This window comes from Pseudomonas weihenstephanensis, assembly GCF_001043055.1.
GTDB lineage: Bacteria > Pseudomonadota > Gammaproteobacteria > Pseudomonadales > Pseudomonadaceae > Aquipseudomonas > Aquipseudomonas weihenstephanensis.
Genome location: NZ_JYLF01000003.1, coordinates 212,086 through 234,466, shown reverse-complemented (window position 1 = coordinate 234,466; position 22,381 = coordinate 212,086). Strand labels below are relative to the sequence as shown.

Sequence of the window (22,381 nt, the reverse complement as noted above, 5' to 3'; positions counted from 1 at the left end):
AGCGTTCTCCTTATCGGGCTGGCCGGGCGACGTCATTGCCAGCAGCAGCGACGGGCGGTTGGCGCGCGGTGATATCGAACAGCGTGTAGGCCAGCGTCAGGTGTTTCACGTCCTTGGGCAGGTCGCGGTCGACGATAAAGCGCATCGGCATTTCAATGCGCTGCCCCGGTTGCAGCACTTGTTGGGTGAAGCAAAAACACTCGGTCTTGTGAAAATACTGCGCCGCTTGCGCCGGTGAGATGCTCGGCACCGCTTGCGCTGACATCGGATGGTCGGAGGGGTTGGACGCCACAAACACCATCTCGTAAACGCCGCCGGGGTTGACCACCAACTGTTCGCCCTTGGGGTAAAACTCCCACACCATGCCCAGATTATTGGTGGCCAAAAACTGCACCCGCACCTGACGGCGGGTGTCGACCACTTGCTCGCCTTCGTACTGCCCGGCGGTTTTACCGTTGATGCCAAATGCACGGCACATCACGTCGTAGATCGGCACCAGGGCAAATCCGAAAGCGAACATCACCACCACCATCAATGACAGGCGGATGACGAGGCGCTTAATGGATGTAGAGTCGGCCATAGACGCTCCTGTTGCCGATAAAACCCTCACCCCAACCCTCTCCCAAAGGGAGAGGGGACTGACCGCGTGCGGTCTCAAAACCTCCCCAGTCAGCTCCCTCTCCCTGCGGGAGAGGGTTGGGGTGAGGGCCAGCGATTCACTTGATTTCGGGCGGTGTCGTAAAGGTGTGATACGGCGCGGGCGAAGGCACGCTCCACTCCAGGCCTTCGGCCCCGTCCCACGGCTTGGCCGGCGCTTTAGGCCCGCCGCGTATGCATTTGATGACAATGAACAGAAACAACAGCTGCGTCGTGCCGAACATAAACCCACCGATCGACGACACCATGTTGAAGTCCGCGAATTGCAGGTTGTAGTCAGGAATCCGTCTCGGCATTCCAGCCAATCCCACAAAGTGCATCGGAAAGAAGGTCAGGTTCATGCCCACAAACGACAACCAGAAATGCAGCTTGCCGAGGGTTTCGTCGTACATGTGGCCGGTCCATTTCGGCAGCCAGTAATAGGTCGAAGCGAAGATGCCGAAGATCGCACCTGGCACCAGTACGTAGTGGAAATGCGCCACTACAAAGTAGGTGTCGTGGTACTGGAAGTCAGCGGGCGCAATGGCCAGCATCAACCCGGAAAACCCGCCGATGGTGAACAGGATCACAAACGCCACTGCGAACAGCATCGGCGTCTCAAACGTCAGCGAGCCTTGCCACATGGTGCTGGCCCAGTTGAACACCTTGACCCCGGTCGGCACCGCGATCAGCAACGTGGCGTACATAAAGAACAGCTCGCCCACCAGTGGAATACCGACCACGAACATGTGGTGCGCCCACACGATAAAGGACAAGAAAGCGATGCTTGCCGTGGCGTAGACCATTGAGGTGTAGCCAAACAGAGGCTTGCGCGAAAAGGTCGGGATGATCGCACTGACAGCGCCGAAGGCCGGCAGGATCATGATGTACACCTCGGGGTGCCCGAAGAACCAGAACACATGCTGGAACAGCACCGGGTCACCGCCCCCCGCAGCGCTGAAAAAACTGGTACCAAAGTGGATGTCCATCAGCATCATCGTCACCACACCGGCCAGCACGGGCATCACGGCGATCAGCAAGAACGCGGTGATCAGCCAGGTCCAGACGAACAGCGGCATTTTCATCAGGGTCATGCCGGGCGCACGCAGGTTGAGGATGGTGGCAATGACGTTGATCGCACCCATGATGGAACTAATACCCATCAAATGGATGGCAAAAATGAAATACGTCACGCTCTCGGGTGCATACGTGGTGGACAACGGAGCGTAGAAGGTCCACCCGAAGTTCGGCCCGCCACCGGCCATGAACAAGGTCGAGACCAGCAGCAAAAACGCGGCGGGCAGCAACCAGAAACTGAAGTTGTTCATGCGCGGCAGCGCCATGTCCGGCGCACCGATCATCAGCGGAATCATCCAGTTGGCCAGCCCGACAAAGGCAGGCATCACGGCGCCAAACACCATGATCAGCCCGTGCATGGTGGTCATCTGGTTGAAAAAGGCCGGTTCGACGATCTGTAATCCCGGTTGAAACAGCTCAGCACGAATGACCATCGCGAACGAGCCACCGAGTAAAAACATGCAGAAGCTGAACCACAGGTACAACGTGCCGATGTCTTTGTGGTTGGTGGTCAACACCCAGCGCATCAGGCCTTTGGCGGGGCCATGAGCGTGGTCGTCGTGTGCAGGCCCGTGGTCATCAATCACAGCACTCATGTTCTGACTCCTTGCGCGCACATCAATGAACCGCTCATTTGCCTTGCGCCTGTTTCAGCGCGAGCACGTCTTTAGGGGTGACCATGTCGCCTTTGTTGTTACCCCACGCGTTGCGCTCGTAGGTCACGACCGCCGCCATGTCGACTTCTGACAGTTGCTTGCCGAACGCGGCCATTGCGGTGCCGGGCTTGCCGAAAAACACACGGTGCAAGTGGTCTTCAATAGGGCCGGTGGCAATCGGCGAGCCTTTAAGCGCCGGGAACATCGGCGGCAAGCCCTGGCCTTCAGCCTGGTGACACGCCACGCAGGCGGTGTGATAGACCTTGTCGCCACGGGCGATCAGCTCCTCGCGGGTCCAGTCTTTACTGGTCAATTCCTTGAGTTGCGCAGCCTGGGCCTTGCGCTCCGCGAGCCAGGCGTCGTAATCGGGTCGGGTTTTAACGTCGACCACAATCGGCATGAAACCGTGGTCCTTGCCGCACAACTCGGCGCACTGGCCACGGTAGACGCCGGGTTTCTCGACGCGGGTCCAGGCCTCGTTGATAAAACCCGGTATGGCGTCACGCTTGACCGCGAAGGCCGGCACCCACCAGGAGTGGATAACATCGGCCGAGGTCACCAGAAAGCGCACCTTGGCGCCAATCGGCAGCACCAGCGGCTCATCCACTTCGAGCAGGTAATGCTCATCCTTGGGCGCTTTGTTGTGGATTTGATCGGCGGGGGTGGCCAGATTGCTGAAGAATTCGACGTCTTGGCCCAGGTATTTGTAATGCCACTTCCACTGGTAGCCCGTGATCTGGATGTCGACATCCGATTCACTGCTGTCGTAGATGTTGATCAGGGTTTTGGTGGCCGGCACCGCCATTGCGACCAGGATGAGCAAAGGCACGACCGTCCAAAGGATTTCAACCGTGGTGCTCTCATGGAACTTGGCCGGTTCCTGCCCCGTGGAGCGACGATGAACAATCATCGACCAAAACATGGCACCGAAGACCAAAATGCCGATGACCACACAGATCCAGAAAATGGTCATGTGCAGGTTGAACACCGCATGGCTGACTTCGGTCGCACCGGGCGTCATGTTCACGGTCCAGGCGGCATGCGCCTGATTGAAAACAGACCACAACAACAGGCCCATCCATAGATGTGGATGTCGCTTCATTGCGGGTTCCCCTTTATTTTTCTTGTTATTGCGCCGGTGTGTACCTGCGTTACAAGGGGGCGGTTTTCAAACCAGTGAACCTTGACCGCCGAGCCTCGCCTGCTCAGGCAGTCGGGCATCATCAGAAAACGTTTACAGAATCGAGTATAGCCAGCGCCTTAAACCCCGCAATGTGAGGGGGCAAAACAGCGAAAAACTGACTCCAACGACAAATGGCACTCACTGCCGGGTCACAAAATGAATAACAATACGCGCCCTCTGAAAAAGGCCCTGGGTTTCACATGGGCTATTTTTAACGATATTCCCTGTCTAGCGTTCCCCTGGAGTGCCCATGAATACCGCTGCCCTGCGCGAGCAGATCTTGCGTGCCCAACAGCATGAGGCCGATACAGGCCTGCTCGCCCGCCAATTGGAAGCCACACTGCCACACCTTCACACAGCCATTCATCTGCCTGAACTCGACAAAAATGCGGTCATGACCCGGTTTGTCAGTGCCTACATCGCTCAGGTGCCTGACTTGCTGGACGCGGCCTACGAAGTCGCCCGCGAGGCGGGTATCGAATCGCAAATCAAGCCGGTGCTGAAGATAGCCGAGCAGTTTTTTCTTCAGCCACCTGCACTGATGGCCGGGCACGTCGGGCTGGAAATTTTGCTGGATGAAGCGTACCTGGCGCACCGCCTGGTGGAAGAGGTCAACGACCTGTACATCAAGCACTTCAAACAGCCGCTGATCCCGCTGGACACCACCGTGGCCAACCTGATCGCGCACCAATTGATCGGCGAAACGTTCGCCAACCAATTGGACGAGGTGGTGCACCACGCCGTTGACGAGATGCTCAACGACGAAAGCTTTGCCCTGGAGTCGGTCGAAGCCTACCGCGAGAAGCTGATCAGCCCTGAAACCGGTGCTGCCTGGAAACGCTGGCCGTGCCTGTCCAAGCAGTTGGGCGTCGGGCTGACGTTGTAACCTGACAGGCGGTGGTTAAAACCGCGCCTTGGGTGTCGCACTCGGGATCGGGCTGGTGCCATCAAGTGGCAGAAAGGCGCCTTTGTCCGCGTCATACGCTTTAATGGCGCTGGTTTCGATGTCGTACACCCAGCCGTGAATGAACAGATGCCCGCTGGCCATGCGCGATGCAACTGAGGGGTGCGTGCGCAAATGCTGCAACTGGGCAATCACGTTTTCTTCGGTCAATACGTGCATGCTTTCGGCTTCGTTGGCGCAGTTACAGTTGTCCTGCACCATGGTTTTGGCCACTTCCACGTGGTGCAACCAGGCTTTAACGGTCGGCATTTTTTTCAAGCTGGCGGGGTTGAGCACAGCCCGCATCGCGCCGCAATCCGAATGCCCACAAATGATGATGTGCTGCACGCCCAAGGCCAGCACGGCGTACTCGATAGCGGTTGAAACACCGCCGTTCATTTGACCGTACGGCGGCACAACGTTGCCCACGTTACGGGTCACGAACAGATCACCCGGCGCACTTTGAGTAATCAGCTCAGGCACGATGCGCGAATCTGCGCAGGCGATAAACATGGCGCGCGGGCTTTGTGCGGTGGCCAGTTTTTTGAAGAAGGCTTCTTGTTCGGGGAAGATTTCGTGATGGAAATGCAGAAAGCCATCAACAATGTGGTGCAAGGCTGCATCGGCGCTGTCAGCGGTAGCAGGAGCTGTGGCCGAGGCAGCAGGCTGCGGTTTTTGTTTATCACTCATCGCGTATTCCCCAAGGCAAAGTGGCACGCGATGTTACCTGAACTCAAATTTTGGCTCTACGTTCAAAAGCGGGCGGCCCACACCCGTTCCAGCACGCTGGCGGCCTCTTCCAGCTCCAGTTCACTGAACACCTGCACACCGGCCTGGGTCAGTAACGCTGCCGTCACTCCCTGGCCTTCGACTTTGATCCCGCTGAAGCTGCCGTCGTAGGTCAAGCGGTTACCGCATGAAGGGCTGTTGGCCTTGAGAATGGCAATTTTAATGCCGTGTTTTTCGACCAGCGCCAACGCCTGCTGTGCGCCGGACACAAAAGCATCGGTGACATTTTCGCCGTCCGTGGTCATGACCGGCACCTTGCCGCTGAGCACTTGTATGCCTTGGCCGCCGGGAATTTCAGCGGCGGCTCGCGGTGTGGGCAACCCACCGGCGACTTCGGGGCACAGCGCAATCACTCGGCCTTCGGCCTGCCATTTCGTCAGCTGTGGATAAGGCCCGCTGGCCCCGCCGTCATAGCGCACGCGATGGCCCAACAGGCAGCGGCTGACCAACACTTTTTGGCTCATAACAGCACCTGCGCGGCACGCCGCCGAAACCAGCCCGTCAACGACAGGCGGTCGCGGGTCGCGGGCATCACTTCGTGCGGGACTTCGCCCGACAAAAACACCACCAGACACCCGCCGGTCGGCAACACGTCGTACTCACCCCGATCGTCGAGGTACATACGCAAATGCCCGCCGTGCTCAGGCAGCCAGGCGTCATTGAGGTACACCACCGCCGATACCATGCGTCGGTCATCGTCACGAAAACGGTCTAGATGCTTGAGGTAAAACGCGCCGGGCGGGTACATCGCAAAGTGACTTTCGAAGTCCTCCAGGCCCAAAAAAAGCCTGCGATTCATGGCGATTCGCAGGCTTTCCATTAAGCCGAGATAACTGTCACAAGCCAGTGCTTCACCAGGCTCCAGCCATTGGATATGGTCACCGCGTATACCTTCGCGGACCTCCTGATTGGGCCCACGCCCGACCGCTGCCGGGGACAGCTCACCCTGCACCGAACGCTTATGGCACTCGGCCGCCAGCTCCTGGGTCAAACCCTGGGGCAGAAAGATGTTTTGCTGCGACCATCCCTGTGCATACAGGTCGTCGACAATGCGCAGCAGCAGCGGATGATCAGAAGGTATTTGCATGGCGCGCATAGTATCCATACGCCTCAAAATCTGACAGAGCCGCAGAGCGGTGTTCTGAAATAAATACCGCTCGCACATTTAAAGCGGGTTGGGAGAGACGATATCTCGACAAGTCCTACGCCACACCCGGACAATAGCGACCTGCTGACAGGAGTCCTTCATGCGCCGCTTGTTTTTATCGTTACTTATTTTTTGTTCATTACCCGCATGGGCTGACAACCTGGATGACTTGTTCAAGGTGGCTGGCTGGTCAGACCAACGTGCGCATTTCAATGACGCCCTGAATGCCGCCCAAGAGCGCTATCGCAGCAACTTGCCGCCTGCTGTTTATCAAGCGTTAGTGACCAACAGCAGCCAGCGTTTCAACCCGCAAGCAATGGACAAGCGGGCCAAAGATCAAATGCGCAAGAACTTGCCTGATCCGGCCCCGGCGCTGGCCTTTTTTCAGTCCCCGCTGGGAAGCAAGATCGTGGCCGCCGAACTGCTGGCCACACGTCGCGACCAGTTGGCCAAGCATGCACAGGGCTTGCCGCGTATCGAGGCCAGCGCCACTCGCCAGCTGTTGATCAATCACTTGTCCAATGCGCTGCCAGCGCGTGAGGCCGGTGCAGAAGTGAGCCTGGCCATTGCCGGCGTAGCCGCAGACAGCTTGAGTTCAATGATCCCCGGTTTGCTCGGCGGCGGTCAGGCGCAAAGCATGCTCAATGGTCAGCGCCAGCGGTTGATGGAGCAAATTGGCGGCGAATTGGATAACACCTTGCTCTTCGTCTATCGCGATTTGTCTGACCCTGAACTGGAAGAGTTCGTGACCTTCGCGGAGTCCCAAGACGGCAAAGTGTATTACCAGGCAGCGCTGACGGCGGTGCGCGCAGGCCTTGCCGTCGGCCAAAGCGCGTCGAGCCTGGCCCCGTAGGCGTTTTAGGACCTAAAGATCGCAGCCTGCGGGTTAGTCGTTGAAGTGCTGATCCAGAAACGCGAAGTAGCGCGCACGTATCTCGTCTGTTTCGTTGGCCAGATGGTGGCGTGCCTCAGGCAATAACAGCACCTCGGGCTGCGTGAATTTGGCTGTCAACACCCCCAGGTTGTGCCGCCAATCCACCGTTCTATCGGCCTCGCCCTGAATGATCAGCAACGCGCGCGCACTCGGTGCAGCCTCTTCAATACGCCCAATCCAGCGCGCCAATGCGCCGACCCAGGCCGTGGGCAAACGCAGCGGCTGTAATGGATCGGCCAGCAAAAAAGGCATGAAGTCAGGGTTATTGGTGTTTTCGCTAAAGCGTCGGGCAATGCCTTTGACGAACGGGCGCAGCAGGTAATAGCTCAATTTTGACCAACGCCAGTCTTTGGGTCGTACCAGCGGTGCCATCAAGATGGCCTGCCCTTGGGCCGGACTGTGGGTGCCCTGATGCAACAGGTGATCAATCACAATCGCGCCGCCGGTGCTTTGCCCGCACAAATGCCACGGCTGCGGCAACCCAAGCGATTGCGCCTCGATGAACAACCCCTGGAGCGCTTCCTGATACTGGTTGAAATCGCCAATGCTGGCCCGTTCGCCGCTGGACAGGCCATGCCCCGGCAAATCACAGGCAATCACCACAAAACCGCGGCTCAGCCCCCATTCGATCACATGCCGATACAACCCCATGTGATCGTAAAACCCGTGGATCACAAACAACGTCGCCACTGGCGCACCCTCGGGCCACCACACTTGGCTGACCAGATCGTAACCACCGGCGCGGTAACACCCCAGTTGCCGTTGCACGGGCGCGGCGTGATGCGCGAAGTCCAACCCGTAAAACCGCTGGTACGCCAGCCCCTCGCTCGATAACGGCCGGGCTGCGGCTAAAGGCTGCAAACTGGCGCGTAAGGTGTCGGGGGAAAACGGGGCAGGCATAAGGGCTTCCAAACAGGGCGCGTGCGCGCAAAACAGGCTTTATAGACCGTCGATATTCATCTGTCAGGTCAAGCATGGCAAGCTACGCGGCCTTCGAGGATCTTTTTGCATGCGCCTGCCCACCTTCAAAACCCTGCTTGCCTGCGCGTTCACCCTTACCTGTGCGCTCAGTTTGTGGGCCGCGTATGACTGGTTTCAGGGGCGTTACATTCGTGCGTTCAGTGATCAAACCGCGCTATTTGCCGGCGATGTATTAAGCCTGCCCGCCGAACTGTCCGGGCCGGGGCCGATTCGCGTGGTGCACTTTTGGGACCCGGCCTGCCCGTGCAATGTGGGTAATCAGCAGCACCTGAGCGAACTGCTCGCGCATTACGGACCGCTGGGCGTCGCCTTCTATTCGGTGCAAAAACCCGGCACCCACGGCCAACTGCCAGCCACCTTGGGGGCGATCAAGCCGTTGACCAACCTGCCCGGCGCTGAGCACCTGAGCGCAAGCCCGGCCGTGGCGATCTGGGACCACAGTGGCCAATTGGCTTATTTCGGGCCGTACAGCGAAGGCGCCACCTGCAATGCCAGCAACAGTTTTATCGAACCCATCCTGCAAGCGCTGAGCGCAGGCCGCCCGGTAAGAGCCACTCACACTATGGCTGTGGGCTGTTATTGCCCGTGGCAGGCCGATCACGTCACCCCGTGATGGCGCCTTAAAGAACAAGGAGTTCACCCATGAAACGCAGTCTGACCATCATCGCCCTTGTCGTTGCCGCAGTGGCCGGGGGAGGGGTCTGGTACGTACAGAGCAAGTTGCCCACGCGTCAGGGCCAGGTCGAGCTGTATACGCTCAAAGAGCCTGTCACCGTGCGTTACGACGAGCGCGGCGTGCCGCATATTCGCGCCGGTAATCAGCTCGATATGTACCGCGCGCTGGGTTATGTGCAGGCGCAAGACCGGCTGTTTCAGATGGAAATCATGCGCCGCTTGGCCCGCGGTGAACTGGCCGAAATCCTCGGGCCCAAGCTGGTAGAAACTGACAAGCTGTTTCGCAGCCTGCGCATCCGCGAACGCGCAGCCACCTATGTGAACGAGCTGGATCAGCAGTCCCCCGCGTGGCAGGCGCTGCAAGCCTACCTGGACGGCATCAATCAATATCAGGCCACCCACGCCAAACCCGTGGAGTTCGACGTGCTGGGTATCCCCCCGCGGGCCTTCACCGCCGAAGACACCATCAGCATCGCCGGTTACATGGCCTACAGCTTTGCGGCGGCGTTTCGCACTGAACCCTTACTCACCTACGTACGTGATCAATTGGGCAGCGACTACCTCAAGGTTTTCGATCTGCAATGGCAACCCAAGGGCGTCTTGCCTCCGGCGCTGGCGGCCAACGATTGGAAAACCCTGGGTGCTCTGGCGCAACTCAGCGACAGTGCTTTGAGTCAGGCTGGCTTGCCGCAGTTTGAAGGCAGCAACGCGTGGGCCGTGTCCGGCAGGCGCACGCAAAACGGCAAGCCGTTGCTGGCGGGCGACCCGCACATTCGCTTTTCAGTGCCCTCGGTGTGGTACGAAGCGCAGCTGTCTGCGCCCGACTTTGAGCTGTACGGCTACCATCAGGCGCTGGTGCCGTTCGCCTTTTTGGGCAACAACCGCGAGTTCGGCTGGAGCCTGACCATGTTCCAGAACGATGACCTGGACCTGATCGCCGAAAAGACCCACCCCAAAAATCCCAATCAGGTCTGGTACCACGGCCAGTGGGTCGACATGACTCGCACCGAGCAAGAGATTGCCATCAAAGGCGAGTCGCCGGTGACGCTGGTGCTGCGTCAATCGCCACACGGGCCGATTGTTAACGATGTGCTGGGCGATATTGCAGGCAATACGCCGATTGCCATGTGGTGGGGCTTTTTGGAGACCAAAAATCCAATCCTGGAAGGCTTCTACCAACTCAACCGCGCTAACACCGTGAGCAAGGCGCGCAAGGCTGCCACGTATATTCAGGCGCCGGGGTTGAATGTGGTGTGGGCCAATGCCCACGGCAACATCGGCTGGTGGGCGGCGGCGCAACTGCCTAGGCGCCCGGCCGGGGTCAACCCGGCGTTCATTCTGGACGGCAGCACCGCGCAGGCGGACAAATTGGGCTTCTACCCTTTCAGTGCCAACCCGCAGGAGGTCAACCCGTCGCGCGGCTACATCGTGTCGGCCAATTTCCAGCCGGTATCGCCCACCGGGCTGGAGATTCCCGGTTATTACAACCTGGCCGATCGTGGTCAACAGCTCAATCGCCAACTGAGCGACGCCAGCGTGAAATGGAACCTGAAAAACAGCCAGGCGTTGCAGTTGGGCACCACCACCGGCTATGCGCAGCGCGTACTCAAGCCTCTGTTGCCGGTACTGCGCAAGGGTGTCAGCGACCCGGCCGAGCTTAAGTTGGTTGAACAATTGGCGCAGTGGAAGGGCGATTACCCGCTGGACTCAACCAGTGCCACGCTGTTCAACCAATTGCTGTTCAGCCTGGCGGATGCCGCCATGCACGACGAGTTGGGCGATGCGTTTTTTGACATCCTGCTGACCACCCGCGTGATCGATGAGGCGCTGCCGCGTCTGGTCGCCAGCCCGGACTCGCCGTGGTGGGACAATCGTCACACGTTGGCCAATGAGACTCGGGCGGACACGGTCAACGTTGCCTGGCGCAACAGCCTCGTTCAACTCAAGGCCACCTTGGGCGACGACCCCGCGCAGTGGCAATGGGGCCGGGCGCACACCCTGACCCACGAGCATCCGCTAGGTAAACAAAAACCACTGGACTGGTTGTTCAATGTCGGACCTTTCGCAGCGCCGGGTAGCCATGAAGTCCCCAACAATTTGTCCGCAAAACTCGGCCCTGCCCCTTGGGCGGTGGGTTACGGACCGTCTACGCGGCGCCTGATCGACTTTGCCGAGCCCACCCACACGCTGAGCATCAACCCGGTGGGCCAGAGCGGCGTGCCGTTCGACAAACACTACAAGGATCAGGCGCAAAGCTACATCGAGGGGCGTTACGACAAACCGTACATGGAGGACGCCGACGTGCAGCTCAATACCCGCAGCACGTTGCGATTGATGCCCAAGCTATAGAGGCGGGCAACGACTACGGGTGGCGTGGGATCACGCCAACGCGTAGTTGAGGACGATGCCGACAAAGATCGCCAAACCCGCCCAATGGTTGTGCAAGAAGGCCTTGAAGCAGCGTTGTGGATCGCGGTCGCGGGTGTACCAGAATTCCCACACGAAGCAGCCCGCTGCCACCAGCAGCCCCATATGGAACCAGCCACCCAGTTCAAACTGGGTGCCGGCCAGCCACAGACAACCCAGCGCCAACCCTTGCAGGCTGAGGTTGATCACCCGGTCTGCGTCGCCAAACAGGATAGCGGTCGACTTAACCCCGATTTTCAGATCATCCTCGCGGTCCGTCATGGCGTAGTAGGTGTCGTACGCCACCGTCCACAGCAGGTTGGCGATGTACAGCAACCACGCCGCCGCTGGCAGGCTGCCCGTCTCGGCGGTAAACGCCATCGGCATGCCCCACGAGAAGGCTGCGCCCAGCACCACTTGCGGGTAGTAGGTGTAACGCTTCATGAACGGGTAGCTGGCGGCCAACGCCAAACCGCCGAATGACAGCCAGATCGTAGGCGCATTGGTGCACAGCACCAGCAGGAAGCTGATCCCCATTAGCACGGCAAAAAACACCAACGCTTCTTTGCCGCTGATTTTTCCGCTCACCAACGGCCGTTGTTCTGTGCGTTTGACGTGGCCATCGACCTTGCGATCTGCAAAGTCATTGATCACACAGCCACCGGCGCGGGTCAGGATCACGCCGAAGACGAAGATCAGCAGGTTGCTCAGCGACGGCACACCTTTGGCCGCAACCCACAGCGCCCACAAGGTCGGCCACAACAGCAGGTAAATGCCGATGGGCTTGTCCATGCGCGTTAACTGAATAAAGTCCCATGCGCGAGGGTTCAAACGGTTGAGTGATTTAAGCAGACGCACGTACATCAGTTGTTCTCCGACCGGGCACTCACGGCGGCCCACAGTTTGGGTAAAAACACCTCAGCCACCAGCACGCTCAGCTCTCCTCGTACAAAGCGCGACCGTCGCGCCCAGAGCGTATCGACCTGATCGGCCTGGGGCAGCCACTCGCGCGGGTAATGGCACACCTGCAACGCGCCGCGCTTAAACGCCTGATCGCTGAACAGCAATTGCCCCAATGAACGCGTGCCCAGCTCGTCCATGTGCAAGCCGCCCGCTTCAAGTGCGCTTTGGCACGCTACGCTGCGCGCAAACACCCAGGGCTGCTGGTGCCCACACAAATACACTTCGCGCACCCAGCCCCGGCTGTTGCCAGGCAGGTCGAGCGCGGCGCATTCGTCCTCGCGCAAGGTCTGCCAGCCTTCAAACAAAGGCAAGACACTGAAGTTATCGTCAGAAAGGGCTGTGAGACGAAGGGTCAACGAGCCTTGATCGAACAACCAGTCTAGGGTGTGTTCGTCGGGCAACGCAGGAAGGCGGCTTTGTTCAAGCCAGACGGGGGAGATCAACGGGGAAGTCATGTGCGGCACAGTCGGTCATAATTGGCAGCCATTGAGGGCGCCGAGCTTATCACGCTGCCTCCCGAATGAGCGCTTGAGTGCCGATTGGCTGCAATCTCGCTTGCATCTACCGGTTTTGATCCGTACAAAACGCCCTGAACTCGACGAGCAACACAGCGTCACTGCAAAAGTCTGTGCCCTCGCCAAAGCCTGAACCCAAGGAAATACCCCCCATGAAAAAGTGGCAATGCATCGTATGTGGACTGATTTATAACGAAGCCGATGGCTGGCCGGATGATGGCATCGCCCCCGGCACGCTGTGGCAGGACGTGCCCGAAGACTGGCTGTGCCCGGACTGCGGCGTAGGCAAAATGGATTTCGAAATGATCGAAATCAACTGATACCTTTTTGAGTTTCGCCTTTAGGGAGATTGGAATGAACGCACCTGTCGTGATCGTTGGCACCGGGCTGGCTGGCTACAACCTGGCCCGGGAATTTCGCAAGCTGGACAGCGAAACGCCGCTGCTGTTGATCACCGCCGATGACGGGCGTTCCTACTCCAAACCCATGCTGTCCACCGGTTTCGGTAAAAACAAAGACGCCGACGGCCTGAGCATGGCCAGCCCCGGAGCGATGGCTGAGCAACTGAACGCCCAAGTGCGCACCCACACGCGCATCAGCGGGATTGATCCCGGCCACAAGCAATTGTGGATCGGTGACGAAGCCGTGCCGTATCGCGACCTGATTCTGGCGTGGGGCGCGCAAACGGTGCAGGTGACCGTGGAAGGCGATGCGCAGGACGCTATTTACCCCATCAACGACCTGGAAGATTACGCACGCTTTCGCACCGCCGCCGCAGGCAAGCGCCGCGTACTGATACTGGGGGCCGGCCTGATCGGCTGCGAGTTTGCCAATGACCTGATCGCAGGCGGCTATGACGTGGATCTGGTCGCCCCGTGCGAGCAAGTCATGCCCACGTTATTGCATCCTGCGGCAGCAGCAGCGGTGCAAACCGCTCTTGAAGGTATCGGCGCACGCTTGCATCTGGGCCCGGTACTCACGCGTCTGCAACACAGTGCGGACGGGGTTGAGGCGCATTTGTCTGATGGTAGCGTCATACGTTGTGACGTCGTGGTGTCAGCCATTGGCTTGCGCCCACGGACTGATTTGGCCGCCGCGGCCGGGATTCGGGTCAATCGCGGGATTGAAGTGGACCGCCTGCTCAAGACCTCCCACGCCAACATTTTTGCGCTGGGTGACTGCGCACAGGTTGAGGGCCTGAGTTTGCTGTATGTCATGCCGCTGATGAGCTGCGCCCGCGCACTGGCCAAAACCCTGGCTGGCAACCCGACTGCTGTCAGCTATGGCGCCATGCCCATCACGGTAAAAACCCCGGTGTGCCCGTTGGTGGTGTCGCCTGTACCCCCAGGGTATGAGGGCGTTTGGTCGGTCGAAGGCAGCGGCCCAGACATCAAGGCGGTGTGCCGCGACGCAGATGGCAAATTGCTAGGTTATGCACTGACCGGCGAGGCCGTCCGCGAAAAACTCGCCCTCAACAAAGAGCTGCCCGCACTTTTGGCGTAAACACTGGCAACTCTGTCGCATATGCCTTTGCCTTGGCTCAACAAAGGCCGGATCGAAGCTGGCGCCGGCCTTGGCCGCATGCCATTCTCACACCGGTCTGCCGCAGAGTAGAGCCTGCGGCGCCTTAGGCGTTGCTCCCTGGAGAGCAGCACGGACATAACAACAAAAAACCGTCAAAGAGGCTTCATCATGCGTAAACCCGATCTCGCCGCCGCTATCGCGGAAAAGGCTGACCTCACCAAAGAGCAAGCCAGCCGCGTGCTCAATGCCGTGCTCGAAGAAATCACCCAAGCCCTGCATCGCAAAGACAGCGTCACGCTGGTTGGCTTCGGCACTTTTGTTCAACGCCACCGCGGTGCCCGCACCGGCCAAAACCCGCAAACGGGTCAGCCAGTCACGATCAAGGCCAGCAACACCGTTGCGTTCAAGCCGGGCAAGTTCTTGAAAGACAGCGTCAACCCTTAGTGACACACCGGCCTTTAGTCACATGAGGCCTTGAAGAATGGGCAAGCTGGCGCGGCTGGCGGCCCATTCTTGATAGCGACAGAACAATCGTGCGGCCATAAGTGGCAAAACGCCCCCCATCTACGCCTATCCATGCAGATATATGGCGTTCCTTGAACAAATCGTTACACTGCGCCGGCCATTTATTTTTCTCTTGAGGCCGCGTACATGAAATTTCGTTTTCTGCTCTGGATGCTGGGCTTCATGATGAGCAGGGCCAGCCGAAAAAACCCGGCGTTTGCCCAACAACTGGTCGACAAAGACCTGGTGTTCCAGCTGCAAACCCTGGACGGCAGCGTCGCCCGTCACTTCAAAGTCAAAAACCAGCGCATCACCAGCCACTCAGGGCTATACCCCGAGCCTGCGTTTGCTATCGCCTTCAAAGATGCGGCCTACGGTTTCGCGACCATGCAGGCCAAGAACAAACAACTGGCGTTCATGACCGGGATTCAGGACAAGTCGATCCAGATCAAGGGCAACCCTGCACTGGTGATCTGGTTCCAGGGACTGACCAAGTACCTGAAACCACGTAAAAAACCAAAGGCTTAAAGCCGGACAACGACCGAGACAGCCTTTGCCAGCCTCTACGAGGAGGGGGTAGCGCTGCGCGCTGTTCTTCGGCCAACCTTGCCCCGTAGGTCAGGCCTGACCGAATTGGGCGGCCAGCTCACGCAACAACACCTCGGCCTCCAGCACTTTGCTGACGACGTCTTCGGCTTTTTCGCGAGTGACGCCCAGGCTTTCAAACAGCGCGTCAGGCAACGGGTCGTACGAGCCGTGCCCAATGCCACGGCTGCGCAGCAGCCCCACCGCCACGCACACCAGATTGGGGTACTGCGCATGTTCGCCCGCATAGTGCGGGTCATGTTGAAACCGCAGGGCCGCCGCCAGTTCGTCCGGCATGTCCCAATAGCGCATCAGCCAGGCGCCGATTTGCTCACGGGTAATACCCAGCAAATGCTGTTCAACCATGCTGTGACTGACATGCGGGTTGACTTCAAGGTGACGGCAAATCAGCGAGAAGTGCGGCGGAAACACGTGGGCCAACAGCAGATAGCCAAAATTGTGCAGCAGCCCCGCCAGGTACGTCAGACCGGTTTCAGGGCGTTCGGCCCGGGGCATGGCACGGGTCAGCCCCTCAATGACCGCCGCGGTGTAAATCGACTGCTGCCAGTAAGGCGTGCTCGATTGCGGGTGATCCTTGGGCAGGCTCAGGGTTTTACCCAGCGCCAGTCCCAGTGCCAGGTTAATCACCAGATCAAAGCCCAGTACGCGCACGATCGCGTCTTCAACTGAACGGATCTTGCCCGGCGAGGCGTAGTACGGTGACGCCGCCCAACTCATGACTTGTGCCGCCAGCGCCGGGTCCGTTTCGACAACACCGGTGATGTCGTCGATGGTGGCGTTGGGGTCTACGCGCAGGCGGATGATTTTGCGGGCAGTTTCGGCCAACGGCGGGATTTCGATTGTCGCTTCAAGACGCTGCTGAATACGGCGCGCAGTAAACGCGTGCACCGCTTGGGTGATGGCTTCACCGTCTTCATCCGGGCGGTCCAGATTGAGCTTGATGGCTTCCAGCGGCTCGGCAAAACGCCCTGCGCTGGCCTTGGTCAGCATGCTTTTGAAGTGTTCTTGAGAAATCTCCAGCAACAGCCCCGGCTCACCGGCGTTAATCAACAGCAAGGGCTGTTGCAGCAGCCGTTCTTCATACAGGCAAGGCGAACTGGTGAGAGCTGGCAAGCCTGGCAGCAGCGTCAGCTCATGCTTGCCGAGCATGCGCTCAAGGTGGACGGGGGCGACAGCCGTCATGCGCCGCCCGATCAGCTCGGCCAGACGATTGAGGTCAAGCAAGTGACTCTGCGGAAACAGCACCATGAGCGCGCCGACCGTGTCGTCGAGCAACGCGGCTTGAACTTTGCGTGCGGGGTTAAGACCGGGGTGGTCAATGACTTCCCGGTACGGGATGGCCAACTCGCCAAGCAGCTGTCGAATAACCGACGGCGTGTGCGGAACAGTTGGGGCGCTGGCAACTTCAGTCATGGTGTGTGTCCGGTTCTTACAACTCAAATGTGGTAATCAGACAGTTAATCGGCCGCTGATCTATTTACTGAACGCGCCTTTAAACCTGCCCGTATTGCTGACCGTGGCGCAGCCAGCGGTCCAGCAAAGGGCTGACGTGGGTGGGCCAGCGTTCCAGCAAGGCTTGTGCCGCGTCGCGAACAGCGGGAAGCAGGTCGGCGTCACGCATCAAATCGGCAACTTTAAACTGCAAAAGCCCGGTTTGCCGGGTGCCCAGCATTTCGCCGGGGCCGCGCAGTTCGAGGTCTTTTTCGGCGATGACGAAGCCATCGTTGGTCTCGCGCATGATGCCCAAACGCTGACGGCCAATTTGCGACAGCGGCGGGTGATACAGCAGCACGCAATGGCTCACCGCGCTGCCTCGACCGACGCGTCCGCGCAATTGGTGCAACTGCGACAAGCCCAGTCGTTCGGGGTTTTCGATGATCATCAGGCTGGCATTGGGCACGTCCACGCCGACTTCAATCACCGTAGTGGCAATCAGCAATTGCAACTCGCCGGCTTTGAACAGGGCCATGACCTCAGCCTTTTCAGCGGCTTTCATGCGCCCGTGTATCAACCCGACGCGCAATTCACCCAAGGCGCTGGAGAGGTCTTCAAAGGTGGTTTCAGCCGCCTGACAGGTCAGCTCTTCAGACTCTTCAATCAGCGTGCACACCCAGTACGCCTGACGCCCTTCGGCACAGGCCGCACGCACTCGCTCAATGACTTCGAAACGCCGCGTGTCGACCACCAACACCGTGTTAACCGGGGTTCGGCCCGGCGGCAGTTCGTCGAGGATCGAGGTGTCGAGGTCGGCGTACGCACTCATGGCCAGGGTGCGCGGGATCGGCGTCGCGGTCATGATCAATTGATGCGGGCACATGACGCCGCCCACGCCTTTATTACGCAGGGCCAGGCGCTGTTGCACACCGAAACGGTGCTGCTCGTCGATGATGACCAGCGCTAGGCGCTTGAACTGCACTTGATCCTGAAACAAGGCGTGAGTGCCCACCACCATCGGCGCGCCGTTGGCGATGTGCTCGAGTGCAGAGATACGCGCCTTACCTTTAAGCTTGCCCGCCAGCCATGCCACCTCAAGCCCCAACGGTTCCAGCCAGCGCTTGAAGCTGATGAAGTGCTGCTCGGCGAGGATTTCGGTGGGCGCCATCAGCGCCACTTGATAACCCGCCTCCAGCGCCTGCAAGGCGGCCATCGCCGCCACCACCGTTTTACCCGAACCCACATCCCCTTGAATCAGGCGCAACATAGGCTCGGGCTGACTGAGATCGTAGGCAATTTCGTTGCCGACACGCACTTGCGCCCCGGTCGGGGAAAAGCCCAAGTTGCGCAGGAACTGCTCAGGCAACGTTTGAGCTTTAGCCAGGGCGGGCGCCCGTTGAGAGCGCAAGCTTTCGCGCAAACGCTGCTGAGACAGCTGATGGGTCAGCAGTTCTTCAAATGCCAGGCGGTGCTGTGCCCAGTGATGGCCCAAGGCGAGTTCTTCCACGTCTGCATCGGCCGGTGGCTGGTGCAGATAGCGAATCGCCTCATCCAAAGGTGCCAGTTGATAGTCTTTGGCCAGCTCGCGCGGCAACCAGTCCGGCAGGCTGCGTGGCCCCAACATCGCCAGGCTTTGCAGGCTCAGTTGGCGCAAGCGCTGCTGAGTCAGACCTTCAGTGGTGGGGTAGATCGGGGTCAGCGTGGTGTCGACCGGCGGTGGTTCATCGCCCGTAATGGCACGGTACTCCGGGTGGTAGATTTCCAGCCCCGAGGCGCCGGGACGCGCTTCGCCATAGCAACGCACTTCAGTGCCGCGCTTCAGGCTTTCCTTTTGCGCATTACTGAAGTGGTAGAAACGCAGGCTCAGGCCACCCGTGCCGTCATTGATGCGCACCAGCAAGCTGCGTCGCTTGCCCATGACCACATCGGTGCCAATCACCCGCCCTTCGACCACCGCATCCTGACCGGGGCGTAACGCCCCGATCGGCACAACGCGGGTGCGGTCCTGGTAGCGCAACGGCAAATGAAACAGCACGTCTTGCACGGTTTCCAGCCCGACTTTGGCCAATTTCTCGGCCATCGCCTCTCCCACGCCCTTAAGCGCCGTGACCGGCACATTCGACAACTCGGTCATAACAGTTCTTACGTCGCCGCAGGCGGCTTGGCCACCGAGCATAGACGGATCGAGTCCGCGAGGATCTCAATCGCTTTAGGCCGAGGGAAGCTGGCGCGCCATGCAATCGCCACCGTGCGGAACGGCACTGGCGGGGTCAGCGGGCGTACGGCCAGCACACCGGGAGAATAATGGTGACTGTCGACAGCAGAGAGCGGCAGGATCGAGATGCCCAGGCCTGAAGCCACCATGTGCCGGATGGTTTCCAGTGAGCTGGATTCGACCGTGGTGTGCTTGGCGCCGTCATTGCCCTTGGTCAGGGTAGGGCAGGCCTCAAGCACCTGATCGCGGAAGCAGTGACCTTCACCCAGCAACAGCAAGCTCTTGTCGTTGAGCAGGCTGGCGTCGATGGTGTCTTTTTTGGTCCACGGGTGCTCGCTCGGCATCAGCACGTAGAACGGCTCGTCGTAGAGCGGCAGGGTCAGCACGTCAGCCTCATGGAACGGCAGGGCGATGATGATCGCATCCAGCTCACCGTTACGCAGCTTGTCGCGCAGGATGTGAGTGAAGTTTTCTTCGATGTACAACGGCATTTGCGGGGCAACCCGATGCAGTTGTGGAATCAGATGCGGGAACAGGTAAGGACCTACGGTGTAGATCGCGCCGACCTTGAGCGGTGCGGTGAGCTGGTTTTTGCCCGCCTGCGCCAATTCACGGATGCCTTGGGCTTGCTCCAGTACCTTCTGGGCCTGGGCAACAATGCCCTCACCGACAGGCGTCAGGCGCACGGCACTTTTGCTGCGTTCAAAAATCAGCACACCGAGTTCGTCTTCCAGTTTTTTCACGCCCACCGACAGGGTCGGCTGGCTGACGTGGCAACGCTCGGCCGCGTGGCCGAAGTGCTGCTCTTGGGCAAGCGTAACGATGTAGCGCAATTCTGTAAGGGTCATAGCGGGCGTCCATAAGGCTGCGGGCCGAAGCATAACGGCTGCAATCGATAGACGCACGTTATCAGACATTACCCACAGAGCTACAGTCGCTAATCACGCGTTTGCCGGTTTTTATCTATACAGCAGGTGCAAAAAAGGCACCTTACGGTGCCCTTTCTGCTGTCAGCGTCGACGTTTATCGATGGAATACACGAAGGGTGCCACGATCTCGATGCTGCCATTGGTCAGCATGTCAGCCGGAGGCTTGGGCAGAGGCTGTGCCCGACGGATCATTTCCAGGGTGGCCCGGTCCAGATCAGCATTGCCTGAGCGCCCGACCAATTCGTAGGACAGCACCTTGCCTTGCGCATCGACCACAAAGCGCAGACGGTTCAGACCTTCCTTGCCCCGCGATTGAGCCGCAGCCGGGTACTTTTTGTACTTGCCCAGGTGAGCCAGTAAAGCGCCTTCCCAACTGGCTTTGGCTGCCAGTTGTTGCGCCGAAGGGCTAAGGGCCGGTGCGGCTGACTTCTCGCTGGGCGCCTTGGTCGGCGTCGCGTCGCTCGGTTTCTCTTCTGAAGGTTTCTCTTTGACCGGGTCAGGTTTTTCCACAGGCTTGGGCGGTTGAGGCTTTTGCTTGGGTTTGACCGGCTTGGGAACAGAAATCTTCGGCTTGGGCGCTTCGGCCAGCTTGGGGATCGGCAACTCTTCTACGGGCGCCGGCGGTTGTGGTGGCGTTACCACTTTCGGCGGAGCAGGAGGAGGCGGTGCCGGCAGCGGCGCGAGATCGACCATCATCGCCTGGGGCGGAAGTTCGATTGCGCGCGGGTTAGACCATTGCAGGGCGAGAATTACCGCCACTGCATGGACACCCAACACCACGGCCAGGCTGGTTGCGTAACGCGTCATCTTTTGGCGCGCTATGGTCATTTCTTGGCTGCCGTCTCAAGTCCGACCAACCCGACCTTCAAGTAACCGGCTGCGCGCAATGCATCCATGACGCTCATCAAGTCACCGTAGTCCACACCCTTGTCGGCCTGGAAGAAGATCGTCGTGTCTTTGTTGTTATGCGTACGTGCGTCCAGAGTCGGGCCCAACGCTTCAACGGTGACGGGATCATCGCCCAGGTACAGACGCTGATCCGCCTTGACGCTAAGGAACACCGGTTTCTCGGGGCGCGGCGCCGGTTTGGCGCTGGACGCGGGCAGGTCAACCTTGATATCCACGGTGGCCAGCGGTGCGGCCACCATGAAGATGATCAGCAGTACCAGCATTACGTCGATAAAGGGGGTGACGTTAATTTCGTGGTTCTCGGCCAGATCGTCGTCTGCGCCTTCTTTTAAATGCAGGCCCATGGCCGATTACCCCACTTTCACCATGTGCGGTTGCGAGCTGCGCTCAGGCGGCAGGTGATCGAGGTCACGGCTAACCAGCAGCAACACTTCAGCCGATGCGTCCGCCACCTGAGCTTTGTAGCCGGTGATGGAGCGGGCAAAAACGTTGTAAATCACAACCGCAGGGATCGCCGCTACCAGACCCAATGCCGTGGCCAACAGCGCCTCGGCAATACCCGGCGCCACAACGGCCAGGTTAGTGGTTTGGGTTTTGGCGATGCCGATAAAGCTGTTCATGATGCCCCACACGGTGCCGAACAGACCCACGAACGGCGCTGTCGAACCAATGGTGGCTAACACGCCTGTGCCGCTGCTCATGTTGCGACCGCAAGCCGCAACCAGACGCTCAAGACGGAAGCTGACGCGCTCTTTGATGCCTTCTTTTTCACGGCTATTGGCCGACAGACGCATCTCTTCAAGGGCGTCTTGCACCAGCAGGTGAGCCAGCGTGCCCTCTTTAGTGGCCGATTCGCTGGCCTCTTTAAGGGTGCGGGCTTTTTTCAGGCTGGCGATTTCGGAGCGCAGACGACGCTTGGCGCCCAGCACTTCGAAGCCTTTGGCGATCCAGATGGTCCAAGTGATGATCGAAGCGATTGCCAAACCGATCATGACAATTTTGACGATGATGTCGGCGTTTTTGTACATGCCCCACGGCGACAGGTCATGGGCCATGCCCAGGCTGTTGTCTTCTTCTGCGACGATTTGTGGTGCGTCATCCGCAGGGGCAACCACACCCTCAGCTTGGGCTGGATCTGTAGCACCCGGCGCTGGAACAGGCGCGGAGGCATCAGCGGCAGCAGCAGTAACGGTTGCAGGAGGTACGGCAGCGTTCGCGGGCTCATCGGCAAATGCCGCAGCCGGAGCAAGCAACAGGCTGAACATCAGCGCCGCCACACCACGCCAAAGGCGTGCAGGGCTCAACAGCTGGGTTGGCGAAGCGGTGGAATGATTGCGTGTCATGCTAGCCGGACC

Annotated in this window: 23 protein-coding genes; 8 read left to right on the top strand and 15 right to left on the bottom strand. The window is 59.4% G+C overall.

What is annotated here, in order from left to right; translation table 11 throughout:
• Positions 1 to 10: 10 nt before the first annotated feature.
• The 3 genes from TU86_RS08675 to coxB all read right to left on the bottom strand — a co-directional run bounded on the left by TU86_RS08675 (position 11) and on the right by coxB (position 3,471).
• Positions 11 to 580 (bottom strand): cytochrome c oxidase assembly protein, encoded by a 570-nt coding sequence (locus TU86_RS08675; protein WP_048363889.1) that lies wholly within the window; start codon positions 578 to 580, stop codon positions 11 to 13.
• 136 nt (positions 581 to 716) lie between these two features.
• Positions 717 to 2,309, bottom strand: coding sequence for a cytochrome c oxidase subunit I (gene ctaD / locus TU86_RS08670; RefSeq protein WP_048363888.1), 1,593 nt, complete (start codon positions 2,307 to 2,309; stop codon positions 717 to 719).
• Positions 2,310 to 2,343: 34 nt separating this feature from the next.
• Positions 2,344 to 3,471 carry a cytochrome c oxidase subunit II gene (coxB, locus tag TU86_RS08665; protein WP_048363887.1) on the bottom strand — a complete coding sequence of 376 codons (1,128 nt, stop codon included), beginning with the start codon at positions 3,469 to 3,471 and terminating at the stop codon, positions 2,344 to 2,346.
• A 331-nt stretch (positions 3,472 to 3,802) separates the two neighbouring features.
• Between coxB and TU86_RS08660 the strand changes: the two genes are divergently transcribed.
• On the top strand, positions 3,803 to 4,438 hold the full coding sequence (locus TU86_RS08660) for a hypothetical protein (RefSeq protein WP_048363886.1): 636 nt from the start codon (positions 3,803 to 3,805) through the stop codon (positions 4,436 to 4,438).
• A gap of 15 nt (positions 4,439 to 4,453) precedes the next feature.
• Here TU86_RS08660 and TU86_RS08655 read toward each other — a convergent pair whose 3' ends face one another.
• The 3 genes from TU86_RS08655 to TU86_RS08645 all read right to left on the bottom strand — a co-directional run bounded on the left by TU86_RS08655 (position 4,454) and on the right by TU86_RS08645 (position 6,380).
• On the bottom strand, positions 4,454 to 5,185 hold the full coding sequence (locus TU86_RS08655; RefSeq protein WP_048363885.1) for a carbonic anhydrase: 732 nt from the start codon (positions 5,183 to 5,185) through the stop codon (positions 4,454 to 4,456).
• Between the two features lie 62 nt (positions 5,186 to 5,247).
• Positions 5,248 to 5,748 (bottom strand): 2-thiouracil desulfurase family protein, encoded by a 501-nt coding sequence (locus TU86_RS08650; RefSeq protein WP_048363884.1) that lies wholly within the window; start codon positions 5,746 to 5,748, stop codon positions 5,248 to 5,250.
• Positions 5,745 to 6,380: a 2OG-Fe(II) oxygenase gene (locus tag TU86_RS08645; protein ID WP_048363883.1), complete on the bottom strand. Its 636-nt coding sequence runs from the start codon at positions 6,378 to 6,380 to the stop codon at positions 5,745 to 5,747. Before TU86_RS08645 ends, TU86_RS08650 begins: the two co-directional genes overlap by 4 nt.
• Positions 6,381 to 6,531: 151 nt before the next feature.
• On the opposite strand from TU86_RS08645, the gene TU86_RS08640 reads away from it, so the two are divergent.
• On the top strand, positions 6,532 to 7,284 hold the full coding sequence (locus TU86_RS08640) for a DUF2059 domain-containing protein (protein WP_048363882.1): 753 nt from the start codon (positions 6,532 to 6,534) through the stop codon (positions 7,282 to 7,284).
• A 33-nt stretch (positions 7,285 to 7,317) separates the two neighbouring features.
• On the opposite strand, the gene bipL is transcribed toward TU86_RS08640, so the two are convergent.
• On the bottom strand, positions 7,318 to 8,265 hold the full coding sequence (gene bipL, locus TU86_RS08635) for a phospholipase BipL (RefSeq protein WP_048363881.1): 948 nt from the start codon (positions 8,263 to 8,265) through the stop codon (positions 7,318 to 7,320).
• Positions 8,266 to 8,374: 109 nt separating this feature from the next.
• Between bipL and TU86_RS08630 the strand changes: the two genes are divergently transcribed.
• Positions 8,375 to 8,959: a DUF6436 domain-containing protein gene (locus TU86_RS08630; protein ID WP_048363880.1), complete on the top strand. Its 585-nt coding sequence runs from the start codon at positions 8,375 to 8,377 to the stop codon at positions 8,957 to 8,959.
• Between the two features lie 29 nt (positions 8,960 to 8,988).
• Positions 8,989 to 11,370, top strand: coding sequence for a penicillin acylase family protein (locus TU86_RS08625; protein ID WP_048363879.1), 2,382 nt, complete (start codon positions 8,989 to 8,991; stop codon positions 11,368 to 11,370).
• 30 nt (positions 11,371 to 11,400) lie between these two features.
• On the opposite strand, the gene ubiA is transcribed toward TU86_RS08625, so the two are convergent.
• Together ubiA and TU86_RS08615 are read right to left on the bottom strand one after the other, a co-directional pair.
• Positions 11,401 to 12,291, bottom strand: a complete 891-nt coding sequence (gene ubiA, locus TU86_RS08620; protein WP_048363878.1) for a 4-hydroxybenzoate octaprenyltransferase — start codon at positions 12,289 to 12,291, stop codon at positions 11,401 to 11,403.
• Complete coding sequence (locus tag TU86_RS08615) at positions 12,291 to 12,845, bottom strand: chorismate--pyruvate lyase family protein (RefSeq protein ID WP_167337965.1); 555 nt, start codon at positions 12,843 to 12,845, stop codon at positions 12,291 to 12,293. Before TU86_RS08615 ends, ubiA begins: the two co-directional genes overlap by 1 nt.
• Before the next feature lie 212 nt (positions 12,846 to 13,057).
• Between TU86_RS08615 and TU86_RS08610 the strand changes: the two genes are divergently transcribed.
• The 4 genes from TU86_RS08610 (at position 13,058) to TU86_RS08595 (ending at position 15,461) form a co-directional block, all read left to right on the top strand.
• Positions 13,058 to 13,225: a rubredoxin gene (locus TU86_RS08610; protein WP_003437744.1), complete on the top strand. Its 168-nt coding sequence runs from the start codon at positions 13,058 to 13,060 to the stop codon at positions 13,223 to 13,225.
• A gap of 34 nt (positions 13,226 to 13,259) precedes the next feature.
• Positions 13,260 to 14,408 (top strand): FAD-dependent oxidoreductase, encoded by a 1,149-nt coding sequence (locus TU86_RS08605; RefSeq protein ID WP_048363876.1) that lies wholly within the window; start codon positions 13,260 to 13,262, stop codon positions 14,406 to 14,408.
• 189 nt (positions 14,409 to 14,597) lie between these two features.
• A complete protein-coding gene (locus tag TU86_RS08600) occupies positions 14,598 to 14,873 on the top strand; it encodes an HU family DNA-binding protein (RefSeq protein ID WP_048363875.1) in 276 nt (91 codons plus the stop codon).
• A gap of 207 nt (positions 14,874 to 15,080) precedes the next feature.
• On the top strand, positions 15,081 to 15,461 hold the full coding sequence (locus TU86_RS08595; protein WP_048363874.1) for a hypothetical protein: 381 nt from the start codon (positions 15,081 to 15,083) through the stop codon (positions 15,459 to 15,461).
• A gap of 90 nt (positions 15,462 to 15,551) precedes the next feature.
• Here TU86_RS08595 and TU86_RS08590 read toward each other — a convergent pair whose 3' ends face one another.
• From TU86_RS08590 to exbB, 6 genes are all read right to left on the bottom strand, one after another.
• Positions 15,552 to 16,952: an aminoacyl-tRNA deacylase and HDOD domain-containing protein gene (locus TU86_RS08590; RefSeq protein ID WP_048363873.1), complete on the bottom strand. Its 1,401-nt coding sequence runs from the start codon at positions 16,950 to 16,952 to the stop codon at positions 15,552 to 15,554.
• 79 nt (positions 16,953 to 17,031) lie between these two features.
• Entirely contained in the window at positions 17,032 to 19,107 is a 2,076-nt protein-coding gene (gene recG, locus TU86_RS08585) for an ATP-dependent DNA helicase RecG (RefSeq protein WP_048363872.1), read from the bottom strand.
• An 8-nt stretch (positions 19,108 to 19,115) separates the two neighbouring features.
• Positions 19,116 to 20,036: a hydrogen peroxide-inducible genes activator gene (locus TU86_RS08580; RefSeq protein ID WP_048363871.1), complete on the bottom strand. Its 921-nt coding sequence runs from the start codon at positions 20,034 to 20,036 to the stop codon at positions 19,116 to 19,118.
• 162 nt (positions 20,037 to 20,198) lie between these two features.
• Positions 20,199 to 20,945, bottom strand: a complete 747-nt coding sequence (locus tag TU86_RS08575; RefSeq protein WP_048363870.1) for a TonB family protein — start codon at positions 20,943 to 20,945, stop codon at positions 20,199 to 20,201.
• Positions 20,942 to 21,370, bottom strand: coding sequence for a TonB system transport protein ExbD (gene exbD, locus TU86_RS08570; protein WP_048363869.1), 429 nt, complete (start codon positions 21,368 to 21,370; stop codon positions 20,942 to 20,944). Before exbD ends, TU86_RS08575 begins: the two co-directional genes overlap by 4 nt.
• Positions 21,371 to 21,376: 6 nt before the next feature.
• Positions 21,377 to 22,369 (bottom strand): tonB-system energizer ExbB, encoded by a 993-nt coding sequence (gene exbB, locus TU86_RS08565; protein WP_048363868.1) that lies wholly within the window; start codon positions 22,367 to 22,369, stop codon positions 21,377 to 21,379.
• Positions 22,370 to 22,381: the final 12 nt, after the last annotated feature.

What these genes read in the sequence shown, in the direction of transcription:
- TU86_RS08675 (WP_048363889.1), bottom strand. Translation starts at nt 580, where the DNA reads ATGGCCGACTCTACATCCATTAAGCGCCTCGTCATCCGCCTGTCATTG.
- ctaD (WP_048363888.1), bottom strand. Translation starts at nt 2,309, where the DNA reads ATGAGTGCTGTGATTGATGACCACGGGCCTGCACACGACGACCACGCT.
- coxB (WP_048363887.1), bottom strand. Translation starts at nt 3,471, where the DNA reads ATGAAGCGACATCCACATCTATGGATGGGCCTGTTGTTGTGGTCTGTT.
- TU86_RS08660 (WP_048363886.1), top strand. Translation starts at nt 3,803, where the DNA reads ATGAATACCGCTGCCCTGCGCGAGCAGATCTTGCGTGCCCAACAGCAT.
- TU86_RS08655 (WP_048363885.1), bottom strand. Translation starts at nt 5,185, where the DNA reads ATGAGTGATAAACAAAAACCGCAGCCTGCTGCCTCGGCCACAGCTCCT.
- TU86_RS08650 (WP_048363884.1), bottom strand. Translation starts at nt 5,748, where the DNA reads ATGAGCCAAAAAGTGTTGGTCAGCCGCTGCCTGTTGGGCCATCGCGTG.
- TU86_RS08645 (WP_048363883.1), bottom strand. Translation starts at nt 6,380, where the DNA reads ATGCGCGCCATGCAAATACCTTCTGATCATCCGCTGCTGCTGCGCATT.
- TU86_RS08640 (WP_048363882.1), top strand. Translation starts at nt 6,532, where the DNA reads ATGCGCCGCTTGTTTTTATCGTTACTTATTTTTTGTTCATTACCCGCA.
- bipL (WP_048363881.1), bottom strand. Translation starts at nt 8,265, where the DNA reads ATGCCTGCCCCGTTTTCCCCCGACACCTTACGCGCCAGTTTGCAGCCT.
- TU86_RS08630 (WP_048363880.1), top strand. Translation starts at nt 8,375, where the DNA reads ATGCGCCTGCCCACCTTCAAAACCCTGCTTGCCTGCGCGTTCACCCTT.
- TU86_RS08625 (WP_048363879.1), top strand. Translation starts at nt 8,989, where the DNA reads ATGAAACGCAGTCTGACCATCATCGCCCTTGTCGTTGCCGCAGTGGCC.
- ubiA (WP_048363878.1), bottom strand. Translation starts at nt 12,291, where the DNA reads ATGTACGTGCGTCTGCTTAAATCACTCAACCGTTTGAACCCTCGCGCA.
- TU86_RS08615 (WP_167337965.1), bottom strand. Translation starts at nt 12,845, where the DNA reads ATGACTTCCCCGTTGATCTCCCCCGTCTGGCTTGAACAAAGCCGCCTT.
- TU86_RS08610 (WP_003437744.1), top strand. Translation starts at nt 13,058, where the DNA reads ATGAAAAAGTGGCAATGCATCGTATGTGGACTGATTTATAACGAAGCC.
- TU86_RS08605 (WP_048363876.1), top strand. Translation starts at nt 13,260, where the DNA reads ATGAACGCACCTGTCGTGATCGTTGGCACCGGGCTGGCTGGCTACAAC.
- TU86_RS08600 (WP_048363875.1), top strand. Translation starts at nt 14,598, where the DNA reads ATGCGTAAACCCGATCTCGCCGCCGCTATCGCGGAAAAGGCTGACCTC.
- TU86_RS08595 (WP_048363874.1), top strand. Translation starts at nt 15,081, where the DNA reads ATGAAATTTCGTTTTCTGCTCTGGATGCTGGGCTTCATGATGAGCAGG.
- TU86_RS08590 (WP_048363873.1), bottom strand. Translation starts at nt 16,952, where the DNA reads ATGACTGAAGTTGCCAGCGCCCCAACTGTTCCGCACACGCCGTCGGTT.
- recG (WP_048363872.1), bottom strand. Translation starts at nt 19,107, where the DNA reads ATGACCGAGTTGTCGAATGTGCCGGTCACGGCGCTTAAGGGCGTGGGA.
- TU86_RS08580 (WP_048363871.1), bottom strand. Translation starts at nt 20,036, where the DNA reads ATGACCCTTACAGAATTGCGCTACATCGTTACGCTTGCCCAAGAGCAG.
- TU86_RS08575 (WP_048363870.1), bottom strand. Translation starts at nt 20,945, where the DNA reads ATGACCATAGCGCGCCAAAAGATGACGCGTTACGCAACCAGCCTGGCC.
- exbD (WP_048363869.1), bottom strand. Translation starts at nt 21,370, where the DNA reads ATGGGCCTGCATTTAAAAGAAGGCGCAGACGACGATCTGGCCGAGAAC.
- exbB (WP_048363868.1), bottom strand. Translation starts at nt 22,369, where the DNA reads ATGACACGCAATCATTCCACCGCTTCGCCAACCCAGCTGTTGAGCCCT.